General features: G+C 34.4%; 20 protein-coding genes. 15 read left to right on the top strand and 5 right to left on the bottom strand.

Annotated elements, in window-relative coordinates; genetic code table 11:
- Positions 1 to 96: 96 nt before the first annotated feature.
- The 10 genes from BN3326_RS19535 (at position 97) to citG (ending at position 10781) form a co-directional block, all read left to right on the top strand.
- On the top strand, positions 97 to 2331 hold the full coding sequence (locus BN3326_RS19535) for a sensor histidine kinase (protein WP_070000932.1): 2235 nt from the start codon (positions 97 to 99) through the stop codon (positions 2329 to 2331).
- A gap of 22 nt (positions 2332 to 2353) precedes the next feature.
- On the top strand, positions 2354 to 3397 hold the full coding sequence (citC, locus tag BN3326_RS19530; RefSeq protein ID WP_070000931.1) for a [citrate (pro-3S)-lyase] ligase: 1044 nt from the start codon (positions 2354 to 2356) through the stop codon (positions 3395 to 3397).
- Between the two features lie 13 nt (positions 3398 to 3410).
- On the top strand, positions 3411 to 3707 hold the full coding sequence (gene citD, locus BN3326_RS19525; RefSeq protein WP_070000930.1) for a citrate lyase acyl carrier protein: 297 nt from the start codon (positions 3411 to 3413) through the stop codon (positions 3705 to 3707).
- Positions 3704 to 4609, top strand: a complete 906-nt coding sequence (citE, locus tag BN3326_RS19520) for a citrate (pro-3S)-lyase subunit beta (RefSeq protein ID WP_330389798.1) — start codon at positions 3704 to 3706, stop codon at positions 4607 to 4609. The genes citD and citE overlap by 4 nt, the downstream gene beginning before the upstream one ends.
- On the top strand, positions 4602 to 6143 hold the full coding sequence (citF, locus tag BN3326_RS19515) for a citrate lyase subunit alpha (RefSeq protein WP_070000929.1): 1542 nt from the start codon (positions 4602 to 4604) through the stop codon (positions 6141 to 6143). Before citE ends, citF begins: the two co-directional genes overlap by 8 nt.
- A gap of 13 nt (positions 6144 to 6156) precedes the next feature.
- The gene (gene citX / locus BN3326_RS19510; protein ID WP_070000928.1) at positions 6157 to 6672 is read left to right on the top strand and encodes a citrate lyase holo-[acyl-carrier protein] synthase; all 516 of its coding nucleotides are present in this window, start codon (positions 6157 to 6159) and stop codon (positions 6670 to 6672) included.
- A 103-nt stretch (positions 6673 to 6775) separates the two neighbouring features.
- Positions 6776 to 7777: a Bug family tripartite tricarboxylate transporter substrate binding protein gene (locus BN3326_RS19505; RefSeq protein ID WP_070000927.1), complete on the top strand. Its 1002-nt coding sequence runs from the start codon at positions 6776 to 6778 to the stop codon at positions 7775 to 7777.
- A 92-nt stretch (positions 7778 to 7869) separates the two neighbouring features.
- On the top strand, positions 7870 to 8340 hold the full coding sequence (locus tag BN3326_RS19500; RefSeq protein ID WP_070000926.1) for a tripartite tricarboxylate transporter TctB family protein: 471 nt from the start codon (positions 7870 to 7872) through the stop codon (positions 8338 to 8340).
- A 15-nt stretch (positions 8341 to 8355) separates the two neighbouring features.
- Positions 8356 to 9864, top strand: a complete 1509-nt coding sequence (locus tag BN3326_RS19495) for a tripartite tricarboxylate transporter permease (protein ID WP_070000925.1) — start codon at positions 8356 to 8358, stop codon at positions 9862 to 9864.
- 32 nt (positions 9865 to 9896) lie between these two features.
- Complete coding sequence (citG, locus tag BN3326_RS19490) at positions 9897 to 10781, top strand: triphosphoribosyl-dephospho-CoA synthase CitG (protein ID WP_070000924.1); 885 nt, start codon at positions 9897 to 9899, stop codon at positions 10779 to 10781.
- 213 nt (positions 10782 to 10994) lie between these two features.
- On the opposite strand, the gene BN3326_RS19485 is transcribed toward citG, so the two are convergent.
- Positions 10995 to 11201: a hypothetical protein gene (locus BN3326_RS19485; RefSeq protein ID WP_070000923.1), complete on the bottom strand. Its 207-nt coding sequence runs from the start codon at positions 11199 to 11201 to the stop codon at positions 10995 to 10997.
- 141 nt (positions 11202 to 11342) lie between these two features.
- On the opposite strand from BN3326_RS19485, the gene BN3326_RS19480 reads away from it, so the two are divergent.
- Positions 11343 to 11786: a hypothetical protein gene (locus BN3326_RS19480; RefSeq protein WP_070000922.1), complete on the top strand. Its 444-nt coding sequence runs from the start codon at positions 11343 to 11345 to the stop codon at positions 11784 to 11786.
- Between the two features lie 22 nt (positions 11787 to 11808).
- Here BN3326_RS19480 and ppk1 read toward each other — a convergent pair whose 3' ends face one another.
- The 4 genes from ppk1 to mgrA form a co-directional block, all read right to left on the bottom strand.
- A complete protein-coding gene (gene ppk1 / locus BN3326_RS19475; protein ID WP_070000921.1) occupies positions 11809 to 13959 on the bottom strand; it encodes a polyphosphate kinase 1 in 2151 nt (716 codons plus the stop codon).
- Positions 13940 to 14869 carry a Ppx/GppA phosphatase family protein gene (locus BN3326_RS19470; RefSeq protein WP_070000920.1) on the bottom strand — a complete coding sequence of 310 codons (930 nt, stop codon included), beginning with the start codon at positions 14867 to 14869 and terminating at the stop codon, positions 13940 to 13942. The genes ppk1 and BN3326_RS19470 overlap by 20 nt, the downstream gene beginning before the upstream one ends.
- Positions 14870 to 14922: 53 nt before the next feature.
- Positions 14923 to 16674, bottom strand: a complete 1752-nt coding sequence (locus BN3326_RS19465) for a GGDEF domain-containing protein (RefSeq protein WP_070000919.1) — start codon at positions 16672 to 16674, stop codon at positions 14923 to 14925.
- A gap of 239 nt (positions 16675 to 16913) precedes the next feature.
- Positions 16914 to 17909 carry an L-glyceraldehyde 3-phosphate reductase gene (gene mgrA, locus BN3326_RS19460; RefSeq protein WP_070000918.1) on the bottom strand — a complete coding sequence of 332 codons (996 nt, stop codon included), beginning with the start codon at positions 17907 to 17909 and terminating at the stop codon, positions 16914 to 16916.
- Positions 17910 to 18254: 345 nt separating this feature from the next.
- Between mgrA and BN3326_RS19455 the strand changes: the two genes are divergently transcribed.
- The 4 genes from BN3326_RS19455 to BN3326_RS19440 all read left to right on the top strand — a co-directional run bounded on the left by BN3326_RS19455 (position 18255) and on the right by BN3326_RS19440 (position 22654).
- Entirely contained in the window at positions 18255 to 20012 is a 1758-nt protein-coding gene (locus BN3326_RS19455) for an ASKHA domain-containing protein (RefSeq protein ID WP_083258969.1), read from the top strand.
- 40 nt (positions 20013 to 20052) lie between these two features.
- Complete coding sequence (locus BN3326_RS19450) at positions 20053 to 20688, top strand: corrinoid protein (protein WP_070000917.1); 636 nt, start codon at positions 20053 to 20055, stop codon at positions 20686 to 20688.
- 139 nt (positions 20689 to 20827) lie between these two features.
- Positions 20828 to 22087, top strand: a complete 1260-nt coding sequence (locus tag BN3326_RS19445) for a helix-turn-helix domain-containing protein (protein ID WP_070000916.1) — start codon at positions 20828 to 20830, stop codon at positions 22085 to 22087.
- A gap of 15 nt (positions 22088 to 22102) precedes the next feature.
- On the top strand, positions 22103 to 22654 hold the full coding sequence (locus BN3326_RS19440; protein ID WP_070000915.1) for a DUF2284 domain-containing protein: 552 nt from the start codon (positions 22103 to 22105) through the stop codon (positions 22652 to 22654).
- Positions 22655 to 22685: the final 31 nt, after the last annotated feature.

Below are 22685 nucleotides of genomic sequence, written 5' to 3'. Positions count from 1 at the left end.
TAAATAATAATAATTAGTATACAATTAAGTATATCAAAGATAAAAAAAAAATGCAATTGCTTTGATAGACTCATCTACTTATTCGGAGGCGTTCAAATGAAACAAAAGAATCGCAATAGAATTATTATTATTTTATGCATCCTAGTGCTATTTGGTGTTGGGAATATTAGCTTTAGAGGATATATAGGGTTTAGAGATACTATTATTGAACAACAACAGCAGCATTTGTTGACGATATCAAAATCAATCTCTAGAAGCTTGGAACTTTATACGCACGAAAAGATGAATAGTTTAGACGTTTTATGCAGTTCCCCAAGCTTTCAAGAAAATTTAGATATTAATGATGAAGATGAGAGAAGTATAAAGTTAACTACTGAGCTTGAGACATTTTTTAATGCACAGGAGAATGAAGTAGACCATGTTTTGTTATTTGATGAACAAGGGCATATGATAACTCATTATCCTCAACAAACGGCGAGCATAGTAAATCTGATTAATCTAGATGACTATCAAACAGATCTTGATTATACGATGAGTCATCGTGACAAATATTTTGGTAAAGCTTATAAAGACAGAGATAATAATTACGCAATGAATATCTCTCGTCCTATTATAGTGGGGGACAATTTAAAGGGCATTCTTGTTAGCGTTATTGAGTTTGAAAACATGTATAAACGTTTGGTACAGCCCGCAAAAGCAGGCAGGCAGGGATACGCAATGGTAAAAGATAGTGAAGGTAACATCTTGATGCATCCGGTTAAAGAACAAATCGGTAATGATGTTATTGACTGGCGAAGAGAACAATATCCAGAATTAGACTACCAAGAATTAGAATTTTTAATAGATCAGCAGTTACAAGGTAAAGAAGGGACAGCTATTTATCACTCCTATTGGTGGCCAGAAGAAAGACTTGTGAGAGTAAAAAAAATGAATGCTTTCACTCCTACATATGTTTCTGATGAGGAGTTTTGGGTAGTAGCTGTTGTTATGTCCTATGATGAAATTCAAGAGCCTATTACAAGATATCTTATCATTACTATACTTATAGTGATTACATTCGTTATTGGATTTGCTTGGATAGCCTATACCATTATAAAAATGAAAAAAGATAGAGAAGCCTATCAGTTGGAAATGGATCACTTAAAGGAACTTAATTTGGTTGCAGAGGAGTTAAGAGTAAAAGATCTGGAATTACAACATGCAAGACGATTAAAGACGATTGGGACCTTAACAGGGGGGATTTCTCATGAATTTAATAATCTGCTTACGCCTATTATGGGACATTCAGAAATCATTTTGCAGCATATGCATTCTGATAATGAATTTTATGAAGGTGTGCAGGATATTTATGAAGCCTCAAAAAGAGCCAAAGAATTAATTGAACAGATTTTAATTTTTAGTCATGGTGAAAAAAACAAAAGGGTTTATAAGTGTTTAAAAATTGGTAAGGTAATCAAAGAGTCTATCAAATTTTTAAAACCAATACTACCCTCTAATATAAATGTGATAGTAAATAATAAAGATTGTGATGCATGGGTTTTAGGGAATGAAACAGATTTTCAACAAATCTTTATGAATATTTATACGAATGCTTACTATGCAATGAAAGAGAAAGGCGGCACATTAACTATTGGGGTTGAAGTCATTAAGGTTGAAGAGGATATGGAATTGCAAGAGAATAATGCAAAGACACAAAGCTACATTAGACTCTATATAACAGATACAGGCTGTGGGATGAATCAAGAAACAGTGAACCAAATATTTGATCCATTTTTTACTTCAAAACCACTAGGGGAAGGCACAGGACTTGGATTATCTGTAGTTCATGGGATTGTTAAAAAATATGGTGGAAAGATCACAGTTAAGAGTATTGTAGATCAAGGCAGTACATTTTATATTTATCTGCCAGTATACACAAAAACTCATGAGAGTTATGAAGTGACAGAGCAGAAAAAAACTAAAGGATATGAAAAAATTCTATTAGTTGATGACAATCAACAAATTACGAAAGTCTTAAAGAAAGGGTTATCTTATTTAGGATATAGAGTCAGCGCTTTTACAGATAGTATTGAGGCACTAAAAGAATTTTATACAAACGAAAATTATTATCAAGTGATTGTAGTGGATCAATCGATGCCTAATATAGAAGGATTAACTTTTGCAGCTAAAGTAAAAGCCATAAAAAATGATGTAAAAATAATCTTAATAACAGCTTATACAGATCAAGATATAGAAAAATTTTTAAAAGAGAGAATAATTGATGATTATATTATTAAGCCCTTTGCCCCACATGAACTAAGTGAATGTATTAGACGCTTTTTCGATAAATGACAAATAGTAAGGATGTGAAGGAATGGAATATTCACAGTTTGCTGAACGCAGTGTGTTGTTAAATTACAAACCAGAAAAAGATGAAGTCATAAGCTTTTTAAAAAGACAGGGATTGGCATTCGAAGAAGACATTGAGTACACAATGGTTCTCTTAGATAAAGAAAAAATTATTGCTACAGGTTCATTAAATGACAATGTTTTGAAATGCATTGTGGTTGATGATCGTTACAGGAATCTGGGATTAATGAATAAAGTCGTCACACATTTGATCCAAGAAGCCTATCAAAATAACCAAACCCATCTGTTTGTCTATACAAAACCAGCAAATGAACTTCAGTTTAATAGCTTGGGGTTTTACACAATTGAAAAGACAGAAGATGTCCTACTATTAGAAAATGCTAAAGATGGGATTGTAGATTTTATTAGGCAGCTTAAAAAAGAAAAACGACAAGGTGAAAAAATTGCTTCGATTGTCGTAAATTGTAATCCATTTACTAAGGGGCATAGATACTTAATAGAAACAGCAGCAGCAGATAATGATTGGGTGCATGTCTTTGTTGTATGTGAGGAAAAATCAGTTTTTCCTTCTCAGATAAGATATGAATTAGTCAAAGAAGGTACCCGGGATCTCAAAAACGTAAGCATACACAAAGGCATTGACTACATTATATCATCAGCTACATTTCCATCCTATTTTTTAAAGGAAGACCAAGACATTGTACAAATACATGCAAGACTTGATTTAAACATATTTGGTCTGTACATAGCAAAAGCACTGGAGGTTAATTCAAGATATATTGGAGAAGAACCTTATTGTATGGTGACCAAAAAATACAATGAAGAAATGAAAAAGGTGCTTCCTACATTTGGAATAGATGTCCATGAAATACCAAGAAAAGAGCAAGGGGGGGAAGCGGTAAGTGCATCCAGAGTTAGAAAGCTGCTAAAGGAGGATGATTTAGCAGCAATAAAAAAGATAGTACCCCCTACAACCTATAACTTCCTAATATCAAAGGCAGCACTGCCTATAATCAATAAAATTAAACAAATAGAGTCAAGACATTAAAGGAGAGGAAAAAATGGAAATAGTGCAAAAGGGTGTTGCAGGAACACTAGAGTCAAGTGATTTAATGGTAATGGTAGAAAAAAATGAAAAAAAGGAAATACAGATTCAGCTAAAAAGTTCCGTAGAACAGCAATTTGGTGATGAAATTAAAAAAGTTGTATTAATGGTATTAGAAGAGTTTGGGATAACAAGATGTAAGCTGTCTATAGCTGATAAGGGTGCATTAGATTGTACCATCATAGCAAGACTTAGAACAGCGCTCAGCCGCGCCTGTGACATGAAAGAGTTTAACTGGAGGGAACAAAAATGATTGGGAAATTAAGACGTACGATGCTGTATGTACCGGGGAATAATGCTGCAATGATTAGAGATGCTCATATATATGGTTCAGATTCAGTTATGTTTGACCTAGAAGATTCAATTTCTATTAAGGAAAAGGATTCAGCGCGTTTTTTAGTCTTTCAGGCCCTAAAAACAGTAGACTATGGGGATAAAGAAATCGTAATAAGGGTGAATGGGTTAGATACGCCCTTTGGCAGAGAAGATTTTAAAGCGATGGTCAATGCAAGACCAGATATTATAAGGCTACCTAAAACGGAGAAACCAGAAGATGTTATAGAAGCTGATCTACTCATTACAGAACTAGAAAAGGAAGCTGGCATAGAGGTTGGGACGATTAAGATGTTTGCTGCGATAGAAAGTGCCTTAGGCATCTTAAATGCTTATCCTATAGCAAGCGCAAGCAAAAGGTTAGTGGGTATTGCAATTGGTGCAGAGGATTTTGTAACAGACTTAAAAACGACAAGATCAAAAGAAGGTATAGAGCTTTTAGCTGCTAGAAGTCAAATCGTTTTTGCAGCAAGGGCGGCAAAGATATCGGCAATTGATACGGTTTTTTCAGACGTAGAGGATGAAGCGGGTCTCATCCAAGAAACAAAGCTCATAAAGCAGTTGGGTTTTGATGGCAAATCGGTTATCAATCCAAGGCAAATAGAGACAGTACATAACATATTTACCCCATCACAACCAGAGATTAAACATGCAAGACGAGTAATAGAAGCCATAAAGCAGGCAGAAGCAAACGGATTAGGTGTTATCGCATTAGATGGAAAAATGATAGATAAGCCAATCGTTGAAAGAGCAATCAGAGTCCTTGACCTCGCGAATGCAACTAGAACATATAATGAGGAAAGTGGTGAATTTCATGATTAATGCCATAGGGAGAGATATTCCAGATCAATTACCAGGTTATGGAAAACTAAAACATTATGATGGTTATGTGGGCGATGAGCTGCAAAAAGTGACAAAAAAGTTTAAAGAAAGATTAATCTATCCAAATCGTAAGAAAATCATATCAACGATTGAGCGGGCAGTAAAAGGCTGCGAACTCAAGGATGGCATGACTATATCTTTCCATCATCACTTTAGAAGTGGTGACCTCGTTATCAACATGGTTATGGATGTTATTGCAAGCTTGGGTATAAAAGATTTAACGGTAGCTGCAAGCTCCTTAACAGATATACATAAAGCTTTAATTCCTCATGTAAAAAACGGGGTGATAAAGAAGTTAGAAACCAGTGGTTTAAGAGGCGAGTTAGCAGAATTTATTTCCGATGGTTTTATGGAGGTACCTGTTCAAATCCGTTCACATGGAGGCAGAGCAAGAGCTATTTCTTCAGGTGAGATTAAGATAGATGTAGCGTTTTTAGGTGTACCTTCTTGTGATGCTTTTGGTAATGCTAATGGCTTCAGTGGAGATAATGCATGTGGTTCCCTAGGCTATGCAAAAGTGGATGCACTTTATGCAGAACATGTGGTTATGATTACAGACAATTTAGTGGATTATCCCAATATCCCCTTTAGTATTCCACAGTATCAAGTAGATTGTGTAGTAGTAGTAGATAAAGTAGGGGATAACGGAGGCATTATGTCAGATGCTACCCGCTTTACTAAGAATCCAAGAGATCTATTGATTGCTAAACATGCAGCAGATGTTATAGAAGCTTCTGGTTACTTCTATGATGGATTTTCTTTCCAAACAGGATCAGGGGGGGCTGCTTTAGCCGCAACTCGGTTTATGAGGGATAAAATGCTTGCTAAAAACATAAAGGCAAGCTTTGCTCTTGGAGGTATAACAGGTCAAATTGTTCAACTCCATGAAGAAGGGTTAATAGGTAAACTGCTTGACGTACAAAGCTTTGATTTAACAGCAGTTGGTTCTTTAAGAAAAAATCCTCTTCATTATGAAATAGATGCAACATATTATGCAAGTGCTTTTCAAGAGGGAAGTGCAGTTAATCAACTGGATGTGGTTGTATTAAGTGCTTTAGAAATAGACGTTGACTTTAATGTGAATGTCATAACCGGTTCGGATGGTGTTATAAGAGGTGCCTCAGGTGGGCATTGTGATACAGCAGCAGGGGCAAGTGTGACTATCGTTGTTGCACCACTGATGAGAGGTAGAATAGCAACGATCTGTGATCGTGTACATACGGTTGTTACACCAGGCAAAACTGTAGATGTGCTTGTAACAGATCAAGGCATCGCTGTAAATCCACTACGTCCAGAGCTAGAGGAAACCCTAAGAAGAGCAGGCTTACCTGTAGTTACCATACATCAACTTCAAGAAAAAGCACAAAAAGTGACAGGTAAACCCCATGAGATCAAAGTTAAAGACAGAATTGTCGGTGTTGTAAATTATCGTGATGGTTCTGTAATTGATGTGATTTACCAAGTTAGCAGATAAGGATAGATCTGTCATGAATCTTGAATTAATTCTTCAGCAATTATTATTATCTCGTGAGAAGCGAAAAGAAAAACAACATAACCTCATAAAAACTTATGGTAAAGGCGTCATTTCTTTTATGGTGAATATGCCGGGAGCTGCAAAGGATACAGCATTATCAAGACAAATACATGAGATAGGCATGCAGTTGTTAGATCAGTTTATAGCAGTAAATCACATAAAAGTGCTTTATCGTAGTGTAGAAAATAAAGTTACAGGAACAGAGGGGTATCTTGTTTTAGATTATCCGGCAAAAGAGCTAAAGAGGCGATTAATAGAAAAAGAGGATAAACACCCTATTGGCAGACTATTTGATTTTGATGTGATTGATGAAAATTATCAAATCTTATCAAGAACAATGTTTAATAAAAGCAGCAGAAAATGTTTGATATGTAATGAGGAAGCTGCTATTTGCAGACGTACTCAAAAACATACATATGAACAAATCATTCAAAAAATGGAGGATATGGTTCTGAAAAACAATCTATAAAAGGGTGTGATACAAAAAACAATAATAAAAATATGCTCAAGATCAAGTCTAGACTCAGAATGGAGTAATTATAGTATTAACTAAAAAGGGGAGGTATTCATTAATGAAAAAGAGTTTTAAACAAATCACAAAAGTAGTTGCATCAGTCATAGTATTAAGTTTTGCATTTACGGGTTGTCAATCTAAAGGGGGCACATACCCAAGTAAAAAAGTTGACTTTATTGCACCAGGAGGTGCAGGTGGTGGATGGGATACTGCTATTCGAACAGTTGCTCAAACACTTCAAACCACTAAGCTTATAACAGTTCCAATGCCAGTAACAAATCATGCAGGAGGAGGCGGGGCAGTTGCACTTGCTGACCTACAGAAAAAAGCAGGCGACGATCACACTATCGTTGTGTATTCGCCACCACTACTCTTAATTAATTTGAATGGTACATCAGAATACAGTTATAATGATTTAACACCTATTTCTAGACTTATAACAGATTATGGCTGCTTTGTTGTTTCAAAGAATTCAAAGTATAAAACTATCAATGAAATCTTTGATGCCTTAAAGGCAGATCCTAAGAGTGTAAAATTTGGTGGAAATTCAGCAGCAGGCAGTATGGATCATATTCAATTTATTGTAGCAGCACAAGCAGCTGGCATTGAAGATATCAGTCAATTAGACTATATTAGTTTCCAAAACAATGAAGGTGCAGCTCAATTATTGGGTGGACATATTGACTTATTATCAACTGGTCTTGCAGATGTTGCAGGTTTAGTTGAAAGTGGTGATTTATTAGCTTTAGCAAGTACAGCTGATGAGAGAGTTGGTACTGGTGTTTTAGCAGAGATCCCAACACTTAAAGAACAGGGTATTGACTCAGTATTTTATAACTGGAGAGGGTTATTTGGACCTAAAGATATGCCAGCAGATGTTCTCAAATTCTGGGAAGATACTTTAGCTAAAATGGTTGAAACTAAAGAATGGGATGAGGCGTGTACTAAAAACGGATGGACCAAATCCTATGCAAATTCCGCTGATTTTAAAACATTTTTAGATCAAACAAATGAGGAATATAAAGAAGTACTTGAAGATCTAGGCATGTTAGCTAAGTAAAATCTAAGAATCTGAATAAAGCCACTAGTTTGTGGCTTTGTTTTTTAAAACATAATAACAATTTATACACTATAATTTAAGAGGTGAAAAAATTGAACAAAAAAGTAAAAGTAGGGTTAGGCGTGACTATGTTTGGATTAACATATATAATTGGAGCCTTAGGATTACCAAGATCACCTGTAGGAGACCCCTTTGCGCCCATTGTATATCCGTTATTGTTAGGGATTCTTCTTACAGGGTGCGGTGCGATACAATTAGTAATAGGCATTATAAAGCAAAGCAAGGAAGAGAAACAGCCAGCAAAGAAATTTGAAGCAACACCGGTTTTCAAACTTATTGTTATAAGTGTTTTTGCAGCCATTGGCTATGCCTTGGTGTTTAGTGGTTTAGGCTATGTGATCTCAACGTTCTTATTCTTGGGAACAATTTTATTTTCACTTAATGGAAAAGATAAATGGAAAACAAATATTTTGGTAGCAATTATCTTTAGTATATCAGTTTACTTTTTATTCTCAAACATTTTAGCAATACCATTACCTAGAATTCCTATTCTAGATATATAAGGAGGTTATTAAATAATGGCTGAAATATTACAAAGCTTATTTCAGGGTTTTCAAGTAGCCCTAGCACCAGAAATGATTTTCTGGGTTACCCTTGGAGGGGTTCTTGGAACAATTGTTGGTATGCTACCGGGACTGGGCCCTGCTACAGGGGTTGCGGTTTTACTGCCGATCACCTTTACAATGGGACCTACTGCAGCGTTGATTACGATGTGTGGCATTTATTATGGGGCTATGTTTGGAGGTTCGAGAGCATCAATTCTTATTAATACACCAGGTGATGGAGCCGCCATGGCAGCAACCTTTGATGGTTATCCAATGGCTATGAACGGCCGGGCGGAATCAGCACTTGCAATGTCAGGTATTGCATCATTTATTGGTGGAACTATATCAGCGGTACTCATGGTTTTTGTAGCTGTACCTGTTGCTAGATTTGCTATTAAATTTGGTCCTGCTGAATACTGCCTGCTTATGGTAGCTGCTTTATCTATGACAGCTTCTATGTCTAAGAAAAACATGACTAATGGTTTTATATCTATGTTTCTTGGACTTATGGTCGCAACGGTAGGGTTGGATGCGCAATCAGGAACAAACCGTTTTACATTTGGTAATATGGAACTTCAAGGCGGGATTGATTTCTTAATTGTAATCATAGGTATATTTGCTATAGGTGAAGTATTTAAAAGTTATGGCAGTATCCTTACAGGTAAGAAAAAAATGCAGACTAAGTTTGGAAGAATATGGATTACAAAAGAGGATTGGAAAAAATCATGGTTACCTATTCTTAGAAGTACACCGCTAGGCTTTATTGTAGGCGCATTGCCAGGGGCTGGTGGAACGATGGCTGCTTTAATGGCTTATAATAATGAAAAGCAATTTTCAAAGAATCCTGAAGACTTTGGGAAAGGTGAAATTGTTGGTCTTGCAGCACCAGAAGCAGCAAACAATGCGGCCTCTGTAGGTGCGCTTATTCCGATGTTAACACTTGGTATTCCAGGTTCAGGAACAACGGCAATCATGATGGGTGCTCTACTCATGTTAGGCTTACAGCCAGGTCCATTGCTGTTCACACAACATCCAGCAGTCGCTTGGGGGTTGATTGCAAGTATGTTTGTCGGAAACTTGGTACTTGCACTTATTAATATTCCTTTGTGTGGTGTATTAGTCCGTGTACTTTCAGTACCGCCAAAAATTCTTTATCCATGTGTATTAGGTTTATCCTTTATTGGTGTTTATGCGATTGGAAATAGCACAATGGATTTCTATCTTATGTTGGGCTTTGGACTTCTTGGGATGTTACTAGAAAGTGTTAAAATACCAACAGCACCAATGATTTTAGGTGCAATTGTGGGTGGGACAATGGAAACTTCGTTTAGACAGGCATTAACAATATCAAATGGCAGCTTTGGGATATTCTTTAAATCACCTATTGCAATCTCATTGATTGTAATTACTATTGTATCAATCGTTTATCCAATGCTGAAAGATAGAATGTTAGAAAAAAGAAGAGCAAATGTATCAGCTTAAGCTATAAAAATTCGGAATATTGGAGAATAACAATGACTAATTCAAGAATCTATGAAAAAATAAGCCAATGTGCAATACAAGCCTTATTATATGAGGTAACAGCATCTCCAAAGCCTGGTTTAGTTGACCGCTATAATTGTGGTGCACATAAAGATATGGATATTTTCACCTTTATGAGCAGCAGTGCAGCCCTATCTAGTTACTTTTATGATTGCTGCGTTGAAACAATGAGAATGATAGAAAAGTCCGAAAATGAGTTTGATCGGTATGATAATCTATTTATGGTATTAAGAGGATTAGGCCTTAAAGCAGAAAAGAGCATGTACGAAGCAACAAAAGGCGTGAATACGCATAAGGGACTGATATTCTCTTTAGGGCTTATTGCTTCAGCGGCAACCATAGTATTCTACAAAACGGGTGATTTAGCCATTGATATTTTGGAGATATCAGAAGAAGTAAAAAAACTTGTCAAAGAATTGTGCGAAAAAGATTTTGTGGATATAGCTTTAAAAGAAGTGCTAAGTGCTGGAGAAAAACTTTATTTAAATTATGGTATTAAAGGAATTAGAGGAGAAGCTGAAGAAGGATTTCCAACTGTAACAAATCTGGCCTATCCAAAAATGTATGCATATATGCAGGATAGAGGTCATTCGATTAATGATATCTTAGTGAATGTACTCCTTCATTTAATGTCAATAACAGAAGATACAAATATACTTTCAAGACATGATATGACAACTCTAGTTGATGTACAGAAAAGAGCCAAAGAAGCATTAGAACTAGGTGGCATATTTACCGGAGATGGGAAAGCGTACGTTGAACATATGGACAGAGACTTCATAAGAAGAAATATTAGCCCTGGTGGAGCTGCAGATTTACTAGCGGTAACAATTATGTTTTACTTGCTGCAAAGATAATACATATAAAAATATCTTCAGGTGATGTCTCTAAGAAAAAACATAAATATATTATAAGACATGATATAAAATCCTAAAATGATGTGCAAAAATAGCCAAAAAGACATTAGAGGAGGGATATGTTTACTGATAATGAATACGTACGCTTCACATATAAAAACATCCTGTAGTTTAGCAACGCAACTTGCTAAACTACAGGATGTTTTATTGTCTCTATACTTTATGATCTAATTTTGATAATAGTTTTTCTATAGTTTTAGCAGATATGTAGTCATCATCTTTTTGAATAAGGAGTTTATCACGGCATTTTGAGCATTTTTTAATACAATCTTTGACCTTAAATTCAATATGATTATCTTCTAAAGCCTTAATTAATTTATTATAATGATAGGTATGTTTACAAATCTTATATTTTGACATAGACAGACCTCCGTTTTAAATTGGAAAAAGATAGTTGAATTAGCTAATAGCATATCATAAATAAAGTCAAAATGCTATAATGAGGGTGAAAGTAAGTAACAAATAAAACGAGTATAGATTATTCGTTAAAAGGGAGATTAAATGAAAATAATTAATCAAAGAGAATTTTACTTTAAAGCTAAACAAATCAAAAAGTTTTTAAAACTATTTGATGAGGCCTATAGGCCAGAAACAATTATTATCTATGAAAAAAGGCGGGATCTATTTAAAAATTTGTTGCCTATAGGGTTGTCTTTTTTACCTATATTATTTGGAAGAACAGAAGGTTTTTATAACATGGGTTCTGATACAATATGTCTATTTGTATTTTCAGAAAACGATGATGGAGAAGATAAGCAAAGTTTTCAGCTTTACACACTTCATGCATTATGTCATGAATTAAGGCATAGATTTCAGTATATGACAAACAGAATAATGAGTGAAGAGGATGCGGATAACTTCGCAACAGAATTCATGGACAAAAACTCCCGTGCCATTAAAAATATTATGAAATGGGAAGATGAGTGGGAAGTAGAAGAATACTAAAAAATCATAAGCCGCTATTTGCTTATGATTTTTTTAGTATAAGGTGTTTGAGCTTATTTTTAATGAGATCAACTATTTTGAACTTGCTTTTTGGAGGAAGAGAGAAATCTTGTTTTTGGGCTGATTTTTTATAAGCTGCCTCATAGAAATAAAGCTGTGAATCAAGAGGATCTGCCGGCGTACTTCTTAAAGAGTAAGTGCCATCACTATTTTGTACTCTGGCCTTTACATTGTCACGCATCATAGTATTCAGCCATTCTAAAATCTCCTGTTTATTGAATGCATCATAGATTGGGACAGCAACTTCTACACGACGTTCTGTGTTTCGTGTCATGAAGTCTCCAGAGGAAATAAAGATTTGGGCTCTTTCTTTAGAACCAAAGACATATATTCTAGAATGTTCAAGGAATCTCCCAACAATACTGATTACCGTCATGTTATGGGTATAACCTTCTATACCTGCTCTTACACAACAGATACCGCGTATAATCATGATAACTTTAACTCCTGCTTGTGAAGCCTCTATAAGTTTATTAATGATAATTTTGTCTGTGAGAGAGTTAACTTTTAAAATAATTTCACTTGTCTGTCCTTGGTTTGCATGAGCTATCTCTTGATCTATTAATTCAATAATTCTATTTTTGAAACATTTAGGAGCTACTAACAAATGGTGCGCATGTTTTACAAATTCCCCCATGAATAGACTGTTAAAAAGGGTGGAAGCTTCTATACCTATTTCTTTATGGGCGGTTAAAAGCGCAATGTCTGTATATATTTTTGCGGTCTTTTCATTAAAATTACCTGTTCCTACATGTGTAATATAAGTAATTTTATGACCTGATTTTCTTGTGATCAAAAGAAGCTTAGAATGAATCTTAAAACCTACGATACCATATATAACCTTGCAACCAGCTTCTTCTAATTGCTTAGACCACTCAATATTGTTTTCTTCATCAAATCTTGCGCGCAGCTCCACAACTACATTAACTTCTATCCCTTTTTCTGCTGCATTAACTAATGCATTGATAATCTTAGAATCTCTTGCTACCCTATAGAGTGTAATTTTTATTGAAATAACCTCAGGATCAATAGCTGATTCTTCTAAGAGTCTAATAAGGGCACTCATACTATCATAGGGATAGTGTAATAAAATATCTCTTTTTTGAATTTGCTTATACATAGGCTCTAGCTTATTAATAGTTACAGGTTGTTGTGGTTTAAGGGGTTTGAACACCAAATCTTCTAGAGGTGGCAATTTGTTTTCTAAATGAAATATAAACCCCATATCTAAAGGTGCATGGCGTAAAAAGACCTGACTTTGATCGAGTTCTAATTTTTTGCACAAATATCTAATAAGTTCTGTATTATAAGAGATATAAACTTCTAATCGGACAGCCGCAAGTTTTCTTCTTTTTTTAAGAAGTTCTTGCATGACTTCGCGATAGTCAATATCTACATCACCTATATCATCTTCTACATTAATATCTGCATTTCTCGTAATTCTGAAAATAATTTTATCTACTATAGATTTTTCATTAAATATTTTATCAATGAAATAATGTATAAGTTCTTCTATTAATACAAACTTCATTTGTGTTTGGTGAGGAATAAAAATAATGCGGTCAAAATGCTTATCAATAGGAACAATACCTAATTTTATATTATTATTTTTTGAAAGTATATGTACGCCTATATAAAGTTTTTTGTTTTCAAGAAATGGAAAGGGATGGTGCCTATCAATAATCTGGGGCGATACAAGTGGAAAAATTTGATTCATAAAATACGTTTCTAAATAACATTTTTCTTCAGCATTTAAGTTAGCTATTCTGCTGTGTACTATATTATAGGCACTTAGATCCATCATACTATCCCAATATACTCTGTCTCTTTTTTCTTTGAGATGTTGAAGGGTTTGGTTCACACTATCAATTTGTTCTTGGGGTGTCATACCTGTTCTAGATTCTTTAACTTCAGCTTTTAAAAGCGTTTGATCTAGCAAACTCCCCATTCTTACCATATAAAATTCATCTAAATTACTGCAGTAGATGGCAGAAAAACGCAATCTTTCATACACAGGATTTGCTGCATTATCAGCCTCATCTAATACACGTTCATTAAATTTTAACCAACTAAGCTCACGATTGATATAAAGATCATATTTTTTTTCGTTCATTATAGTCACCATCCATTAATTTTTCAATGAGAAAACCTTCACGAATGCCTTTTTTTAATATCACTATTTGCTGGATGTTCATTTTATTAACCAGCGTTTGAAGTACAATCATTCCTGGAATAATAGTCAGTAAACGCTCAGGCAGAACTTTATTAATAACCTTTGCACCCTGTATACCTAAATGATCTATAGTTTGTTGCATCATATCAAGATCTTGGGGAGTTAATACATAGCCGTGCAGCGTATTATTATTTTTTGAGAGTTCTCGATGAAGTTTTGCAGTAGCCCTTGCTGTTCCGCCGATAGCATAAAGTGTTTTATGACTATTATTAGAAATAAAGGAGTGGGCATCTAAATGTTTTTCTACACAAGTTGTTATTTTTTGACTTTCATCTGTGTTTGGGAAAAAGCCTTCGACGTGGTCTTTATACATCCTGAGAGAACCAATGGGTAAACTTGTACTGGCAATAAGGTTTTTATCTTTACACTCAATAATCTGAGCACTTCCACCACCTATATCACAACCTATAAAGCTGGTTGCAAGAAGAGAGTTTTTTAAGCTGACGTAATCATAATAAGCTTCTTCAGTCCCCGTAATAGGTAGAATGGTAAGACCAGCTTTTTGTTTTATGAGCTCCACAACCGCTTCTAAATTATCTATATTTCGTAGGGACGCTGTTGCAAAGCACCAATAGTTATTACATCCCATTAACTGAATATGTCCATACATATAGATAAGGATACGTTTAAGTTTTTCAATGCCTTGCGAGGTTAATTGATTTTTTTCTATATAGTTAAGAATACCTAAGTAGGTTTTTTCATCAAATACTTTCACATATTTATTCTGATTAAATTTATAAATTACCAGTCTTACAGTGTTAGAACCTAGGTCAATTAATCCATAATGCATAGTATACCTCCGCTTTGTGATAGATATTTTGATTCTATCAAATAGATAAGAATTTAGCAAATATAGCAAATACTGCAATCCTGCTGTTTGCATTTTTTCTTGAGTTTTGCAAGTTCTGCTGAAAAGTCATTCATATTATCAAATTGCGTATTTTGATTAGTTATAGCAGCTATAGACAATGTAGCGATGGGGAATTTTTCTAAAATACCGTGTCTGTTTTTTGAAGCAATATAGCCATTTTTAAGATCTTCCTCAGTATAACATTTGCGAACAGCGACTTCGAAATCAGATATAATCTGTTCACATAAATTAGTACAATCATGAAAAGGAAGTATCATAATGAAATCATCTCCACCAATATGACCTGCAAAACCATTTGGAGGTTTATGTGTAATGATAATCTGAGTAAGCAGTTTAAGCATAATATCTCCTTTGCCAAAACCGTAGACATCATTATAAGCTTTGAAGTTATCTAGATCAAAATAGAGAGCGCTAAAAGGGGATCCAGAGCACAAGCATTCAGCTAATTTTTGATCAATAACTAAGTTTCCAGGAAGTCCAGAAAGTGGATTAAGCTGTTTCGCATTTGTTACTTCAACTTCCATTGCCTTCTCAAGTAATTCTTTAACCGTTACAATACCTAAATAGTTATTATTGTGGGTAATTGTTATAAAATCATATAATTTATCAGTAGATCTGGACATAGCGAGCTTGGCAACTGTGTTGATTGATGTTTGATAATCAACAGACAGAAATTTTGTCTGCATAAGTGTCGAGATAGTTTTTTTTTGATTCAAGCTAAAGCCATAGCGCCCGCTAAGATGCGTAGTTATAAGTGTTCTTGTAACGACTCCGATGACTTGTTTATTCTTTATAACACATACGCCAAGGAGAGACGGATTTGACAAAAATAAGCTATAGACATCTTCAACAGTAGATGCAGGATCTACTGTTTTTTCTTCTTTACAGAGATTACCTATATAAGTATAGGAAAGAGAGTTGGTATAAAGATGATTTCTTTGTTGATTAAGTTTTTGAAGGGTATTTATTACACAAGTATCTATAGGCGAAATGGTTTCCTGGGGTTTTTGTATAAAATAGCCTTGCCCATATTGGACACCAAGGGTGACAAGGGTAGATAACTCCTCTATTCTTTCAATGCCTTCAGCTATCAGATGTATATTAGAAAGCTTTGATAATTCTATCATACTTTTAACTAAGGCATACTTAATACTATCGGTATCAATATTTCTAATCAAGTTCATATCAAGTTTAATGTAGTGAGGCTTAACATCGCAGATAAGATTAAGGCCTGAATAACCTGCACCAGCATCATCAATAGCGATTTTGTAATTTTGCTGCTTGTAGTGTGTGATAGTAGATCTAAAGCCTATAATGTCTTTAATAGCATTGCGCTCTGTTATTTCAAAAATAATATTTTCAGGCTTCATTGCATATTTTTCTAGATATTCCTTTGTAAAACCTTCTTTAAATTTTATATCGTGAATAACGTTAGGATTAACATTAAGAAATAGTTTTTCATTAGGCAGAAGCTTATGGGCTGCCTCAAGAGCCTTAGTGCGGCATAATAGTTCTAGATCCCATAATCTATTATATTGAGTTGCCAGTGAAAATAACTCATCAGGATTTTGAATAATGATATTTTTAGTAAGTCTGCTAAGTGCTTCATAACCTAAAATAGAGGTATCGCGAAGTGATACTATAGGTTGGAAAACAGTCTTAATTTGCTTTTCTTCAATGATGTTATTAAATTGTTCCTTAATAGTTAATGGCAGAGGATTCATTTTCTAGACCTTTCTTAAGTACATAAAATAAAAACTATTGGTTCCGTATTGTAAGTTTTTCTTTCATCATAACACTATAGGCGTGATTGAAAGTTAGATTTGTGTAAAATTTTCTTTAAATTGGTATTAAATACAAAGAAAATGTAGAAAAATGGATATAAGTAACTCAATATGAAATTAAAAAGGTTACAGACCTTAGCGTCTGTAACCTTTTTAAAATTTAAATACACATAGTGCCATTATGAGGAACTAAGTATTTCTTCAATAACAGTTATTTCTTGGACTGTAAATTCCAAATGTTTAATAGTATCTACACAATCTTCAATCTGACTTACCTTACTGGCACCTATTAATACAGAGGTGATTTTATTTTCGCGAAGAACCCAGGCCAGAGCCATTTGGGCGAGTGTTTGATTACGTTTAGCTGCTAGATCATTTAAGGCTCTTAGTTTTTTGAGTAAACCATCTGTAATATCTTCAGGTTTCATAAAAACACTTTGGCCACCGGCTCTAGAGTCTTGTGGAATACCATTTAAGTAACGATTTGTTAATTTACCTCCAGCCAGAGGTGAGAAAGCTATAGAACCTACTTTTTCTTCATCTAAAACATCAAGCAACCCGTCTTCTACCCAGCGTTCAAGCATAGAGTATTTTGGCTGATGAATAAGACAAGGCGTTCCAAGTGATTTAAGAAGAGTGATGGCTTTTTTTGCCTCATCGGCTTTATAGTTTGAAATACCGACATATAGGGCTTTGCCTTGTCTTACTATTAAATCAAGTGCGCCCATTGTTTCCTCTAAAGGTGTATTGGGATCTGGTCTGTGATGGTAGAAAATATCAACATAGTCGAGACTCATTCTTTTTAAGCTCTGGTCTAAACTAGATACCAAATATTTTTTAGATCCCCAATCTCCATATGGACCTGGCCACATTGTGTAACCTGCTTTTGTAGAAATAATGAGTTCATCTCTATAAGGGGCTAAATCTTCTTTTAGAATGCTTCCAAAGTTAAGTTCAGCTGAACCTGGCGGGGGACCGTAGTTATTTGCGAGGTCAAAGTGTGTTATACCAAGATCAAATGCACGTCTAAGCATCAGACGGCTATTTGAGAGGACATTAATATCACCAAAATTATGCCAAAGACCTAAAGAAATGACCGGCAGCCTTAAGCCACTGTTACCACATCTGTTATATTTCATATTTTCGTAACGATCTTCTCGTGCTACATATGCCATATTGACACCTCCTGTTTTTTAAAATAAGCTTACTTGATATCTAACAGTATAGCCTCTTTATGACAGTAAAAACATTCTCCTATAACGCTTAAACATAGTATAATGTCTTAATTATTTTAACAGATAGAAAAAGTTTGTTTTATATTACAAAAATTTATGAGATTTTAATATAACACTATATAAAAATGAATTTCATTTTCCTATACTTATTTATATTTATAAAGTGATTACTAAAATAGAAAAAAGCTTTCTGCATGTGTGGTAATAAAGTACAAAAAAGAATAATAAATTCATAGAGGGTATAGGAAAAATAGTATAGAATGAAAATAAATAAGGGGGAATGTCATGGAACATCAGGTGAGAATAGTTGATGAGCATAATAAACTTATAAAAATATTAGATGCTGAAAATGGAGAATTACTTCATAATGTACTTGTTCATGAACATGAGTATCACGCCCCTTGTGGAGGCAATAGGACTTGCAAAAAATGCAAGGTTCAAATTAAAAATGATATAGCTCATACGCCAGAAGAAAAGCGTGTTTTTAATAAAGAAGAAATAAAACTAGGCATGCATTTGGCTTGTATGCTACAGGTAACAGAGGATATTACTATTGAACTTAGATACAATAGATATCAGATTGCGGAAAACAACTATGAAATGACTGATATAGATCCAATTATTAAAAGAACCTGTATAGCTATAAATACATTAAAGCATGATGCAAAAGAAGATTATGCTACTACTTTAAAAAAGAAGATAGGGGCTAATAAAATAAGTGTAGAAGTTGTTAAAAAATTATCGTATTTTATTTTGGAACAGGCAGATAAAGTTATTGTTATTCATGATGACAATAAGATAATAGGTATTACAGAAAAACTAGAAGAAGGTTATGGTATTGCTATAGATATTGGGACAACTACTATTGTAAGTTATTTATATAGCCTTTCAACTGGTGAATATAAAGATGTTATATCAGAAATTAATTATCAAAAAAACTTTGGTTTTGATGTTATTGCACGTATTAAGTATGCGCATGAAACAAAAGGGTTAGAGGCACTTCACAAAGTGGTTACCAGTCAGATCAATAGTATGATAAAAAGTTTACTCAATAAAAATAACCTCAATAAAGATCAGCTGGATGAACTTATCATAGTCGGCAATACAGTGATGATGCACTTGTTTATAGGGGCAAACCCTAAGGATATAGGGACTGCACCGTTTACTCCAATTTTTACAGAATCTATTTATACAAGTGCTTTGGACTTGGATCTAGATGTGCCTAGCCATTGTCAGGCACTGATTTTGCCCAGTATAGCAGCTTATGTAGGAGCTGACATTGTAAGTGGCATGATTGCAACCGAGATGAACAAGAAAGATACTTGCGTACTGCTTATAGATATTGGTACTAATGGAGAAATAGCATTAGTTAACCACGGGCAGATTACATGTTGTGCTACGGCAGCAGGACCTGCTTTTGAAGGAGCAAATATTGCTTATGGAGTAGGGGGGGTTTTTGGGGCCATTAATAAGATATTTAACGGGGGAAGTAAAGTATCTTATGCCACAATAAATGACGAACCACCTATTGGTATATGTGGATCAGGCCTTATTGATGGGATAGCCTATATGTTGAATCAAGGTTACATAGATGAAACAGGTTATTTAGAAGGGGACGATTTAGTAGAAGTAGAAGAAATGAGTGCTCTTGAAATAGCCCAAAAGCAAGATGATACAAAAATTTATATTACACAAAAAGATATTAGAGAAATTCAATTGGCAAAAGGTTCAATAAGGGCAGGCATAGATACAATGATCTATGAAAGTGGTATACGTATAGAGCAAATTGATAAAGTATATGTTGCAGGCGGATTTGGAAGTTATATGAACAAAGAAAGTGCGCTTAGAATAGGCTTATTGCCAAGAGCCCTAGAAGATAAGATTGAGAGTATTGGTAACTCTGCGGGGATGGGTGCTATTAAAGTTCTTTTAAATAAGAAGCATTTAGATGCAGCACATCAAATAAAAGAGCAGTGCAGGTATGTAGAACTATCAAACAGTGTAAAGTTCATGGATTACTATATGGAGTCTATGAGTTTTTAATAAAAAATAAAAATACATATATTATGGAGGGATTAGGATAATGAGTATTACACTTCAAATTTCTGAAAGCTTACAAAAAGGTAGATTAAAAGACGTTAAAGAACTTATTAACAAAGCACTAGAAGAGGGTATTGCAGCAGATGTTATTCTTAATGAAGGCTTGCTTGCAGGGATGGATATTATTGGTGGTAAATTTAAAAGAAATGAAGTTTATGTACCAGAAGTACTTATCGCTGCCAGAGCAATGAATGCAGGTGCTGAAATTCTTAAACCTAAACTTGTGGATATGGGCGTAAAAGCGATTGGTAAAGTTGTGCTATGTACTGTAAAAGGTGACCTCCATGATATTGGTAAAAACTTAGTGAAAATGATGTTAGAAGGTAAAGGCTTGGAAGTCATTGACCTAGGCATCGATATTTCAGCAGAAAAAGTAGTGGAAGCTGTTAAAACACATAATCCAGAAATTGTAGCTTTATCAGCACTGCTTACAACCACTATGGGTGAACAAAAAGTTGTGATTGATGCATTAAAAGAAGCAGGACTCAGAGATCAAATCAAAGTTATGATAGGAGGCGCCCCAGTAACACAATCTTATGCAGATGAGATTGGTGCAGATGCCTTTACACCCGATGCTGCAACATGTGCAGAAGTTGCAAAAGAGTTTGTAGTAGCTTAATAAAAAAGTTATGAAACTTCTATTTTTAAGAGTGCCCTCAAAATGTTGAGCGCACTCTTTATTCATATATTTTTATAGACTAACCTTATTCTAAGTATATAATAAGTATATAGGACTTAGAGCAGGAGGCAAAATCAAAGTGGACGAAGCAAAAGTTAAGTTAAGTATTATGCGTTATCACGAAGCTACAGAAGTTACAAGTCATTATATTATGTTTAAAGATAATGCTGAAAATATTCCTTGTAATACAAAGTTTTGTGAGGAGTTTAAGAGATTAACAGGCAAGAAGCTGCCTTGTATGAATATTAAAAAGTATTACTGTGAGCAAGCTGCAAGACTTGGAGAATGTTATGTTTATTATTGTCCTATTGGTTTTTGCCATTGGATTGCACCTATTATCAGCGAGGGAAGAATACAAGGAGCTGTGTATGGGGGCCCTGTGCTTATAACAGATAAACAAGAATATCTTTTTGAGGAGTTAGTTGCCAAAAATGATATTCCGCTAAAGGAAGCCCATGATCTTTATATTTACCTTGAGTCTATACAGCAAATAAAACCTCAGAGGGTTACAGCACTTTCAGAAATGCTTCTTTTAGTTTCAAAAAGTGTCAGCGATATAGAATATGTAAAATCCATAGACCATCAAACACTTGTTAATAAGCAGCAAGAAGAGTTGTACCAATCTATTAATAGAATTAAAGAAAACCTGAGCATAAGCAATATAAAGTACTCTATTGATAAGGAAAAATATCTTTTAAGTGCCATAGAGGATTTAAATATAGAAGAAACTAAGCAAATATTAAATGAAATACTAGTAGAACTCTTTGCAAGCGGCGGAGAAGATACAGATATTCTTATTACAAGAATACTTGAGCTCGTTGTGATCCTGTCTAAAGGTGCTTTGGCCGGAGGCGTAAACTATGTAGAGGTATTTTGGCTCAATGGTATTTGTATGAAAGAAATTTTTGAAATTAATACCATCGAGGAACTTTACCTGTGGCTTACACCGATGCTTGAGAGATTTATGGATCTATTATTTAAAAACAGAGAGATAAAATATGCAGATATTATTCATAAAGCTTGTATGTATATTAAAGAAAACTATATGAATAAGATAACATTAGAAGATGTTGCAGGGATTGCTAAAGTTACACCTAATTATTTAAGTAAAATCTTTAAAGAAAGTATGGGAAAGACATTTACCCACTACCTTAATTTAATTAGGATTGAAAACAGCAAAAAGATGTTAATGCATGAGGATATGACACTGGAAGAAATAGCGATTAAATCAGGATTTACGGATCAAAGTTATTTTACTAAAGTATTTAAGAAGCTTATGGATATTTCGCCTAAAAAATATAGGCAGTCTTATATAAGACACAGTCAGGATCTAGATTAGAAAGAGGTGTTTAAGATGAACATTGACTTTGAATTGTTAAAACAAGAATGTTCGGTATTAAAAGCTGATCGCGTTGCAGTGATTGATGTAGAGAAAATAGTGTTTAGACAAGAACTAAGAGATATGTGTAAAAGTAATGTGTGTGGGAAATACGGCACAAATTGGGCATGTCCTCCGGGGATAGGAGAACTAGAAGAAGTTAAAATAAGAGCAGAGGAATATGCCAAAGCTTTAGTGATACAGACGGTTTATCAATTAGAAGACTCTTTTGATTTTGAGGGGATGCTGGAATCTAAAAAGGAACATAAAAAAGTTCTGGAAAAAATTTTTAACAGAATTAAAGAAATATATCCTGAAATAGATAAGATGGCATTAAGTGCAGGAGGATGCGAATACTGTGAGAAATGTACTTACTTAGAAAACCAGCCTTGCAGATTTCCAGATCAACTGATTGCACCGATAGAAGGCTATGGCATAGATGTAACTGCACTTGCAAATACAAGCGGTATACCTTATAATAACGGACCAAATACAGTATCTTATATGAGTGCTGTATTGTTTAAATAGAGTGCATTAAGATTTTTAGGAGGCGTTATAA

It is taken from the genome of Cellulosilyticum sp. I15G10I2 (genome assembly GCF_900095725.1).
Taxonomy (GTDB): domain Bacteria; phylum Bacillota; class Clostridia; order Lachnospirales; family Cellulosilyticaceae; genus FMMP01.
The sequence above is the reverse complement of the archived record's forward strand: the minus strand, read 5'-3'. Positions and strand labels throughout refer to the sequence as shown.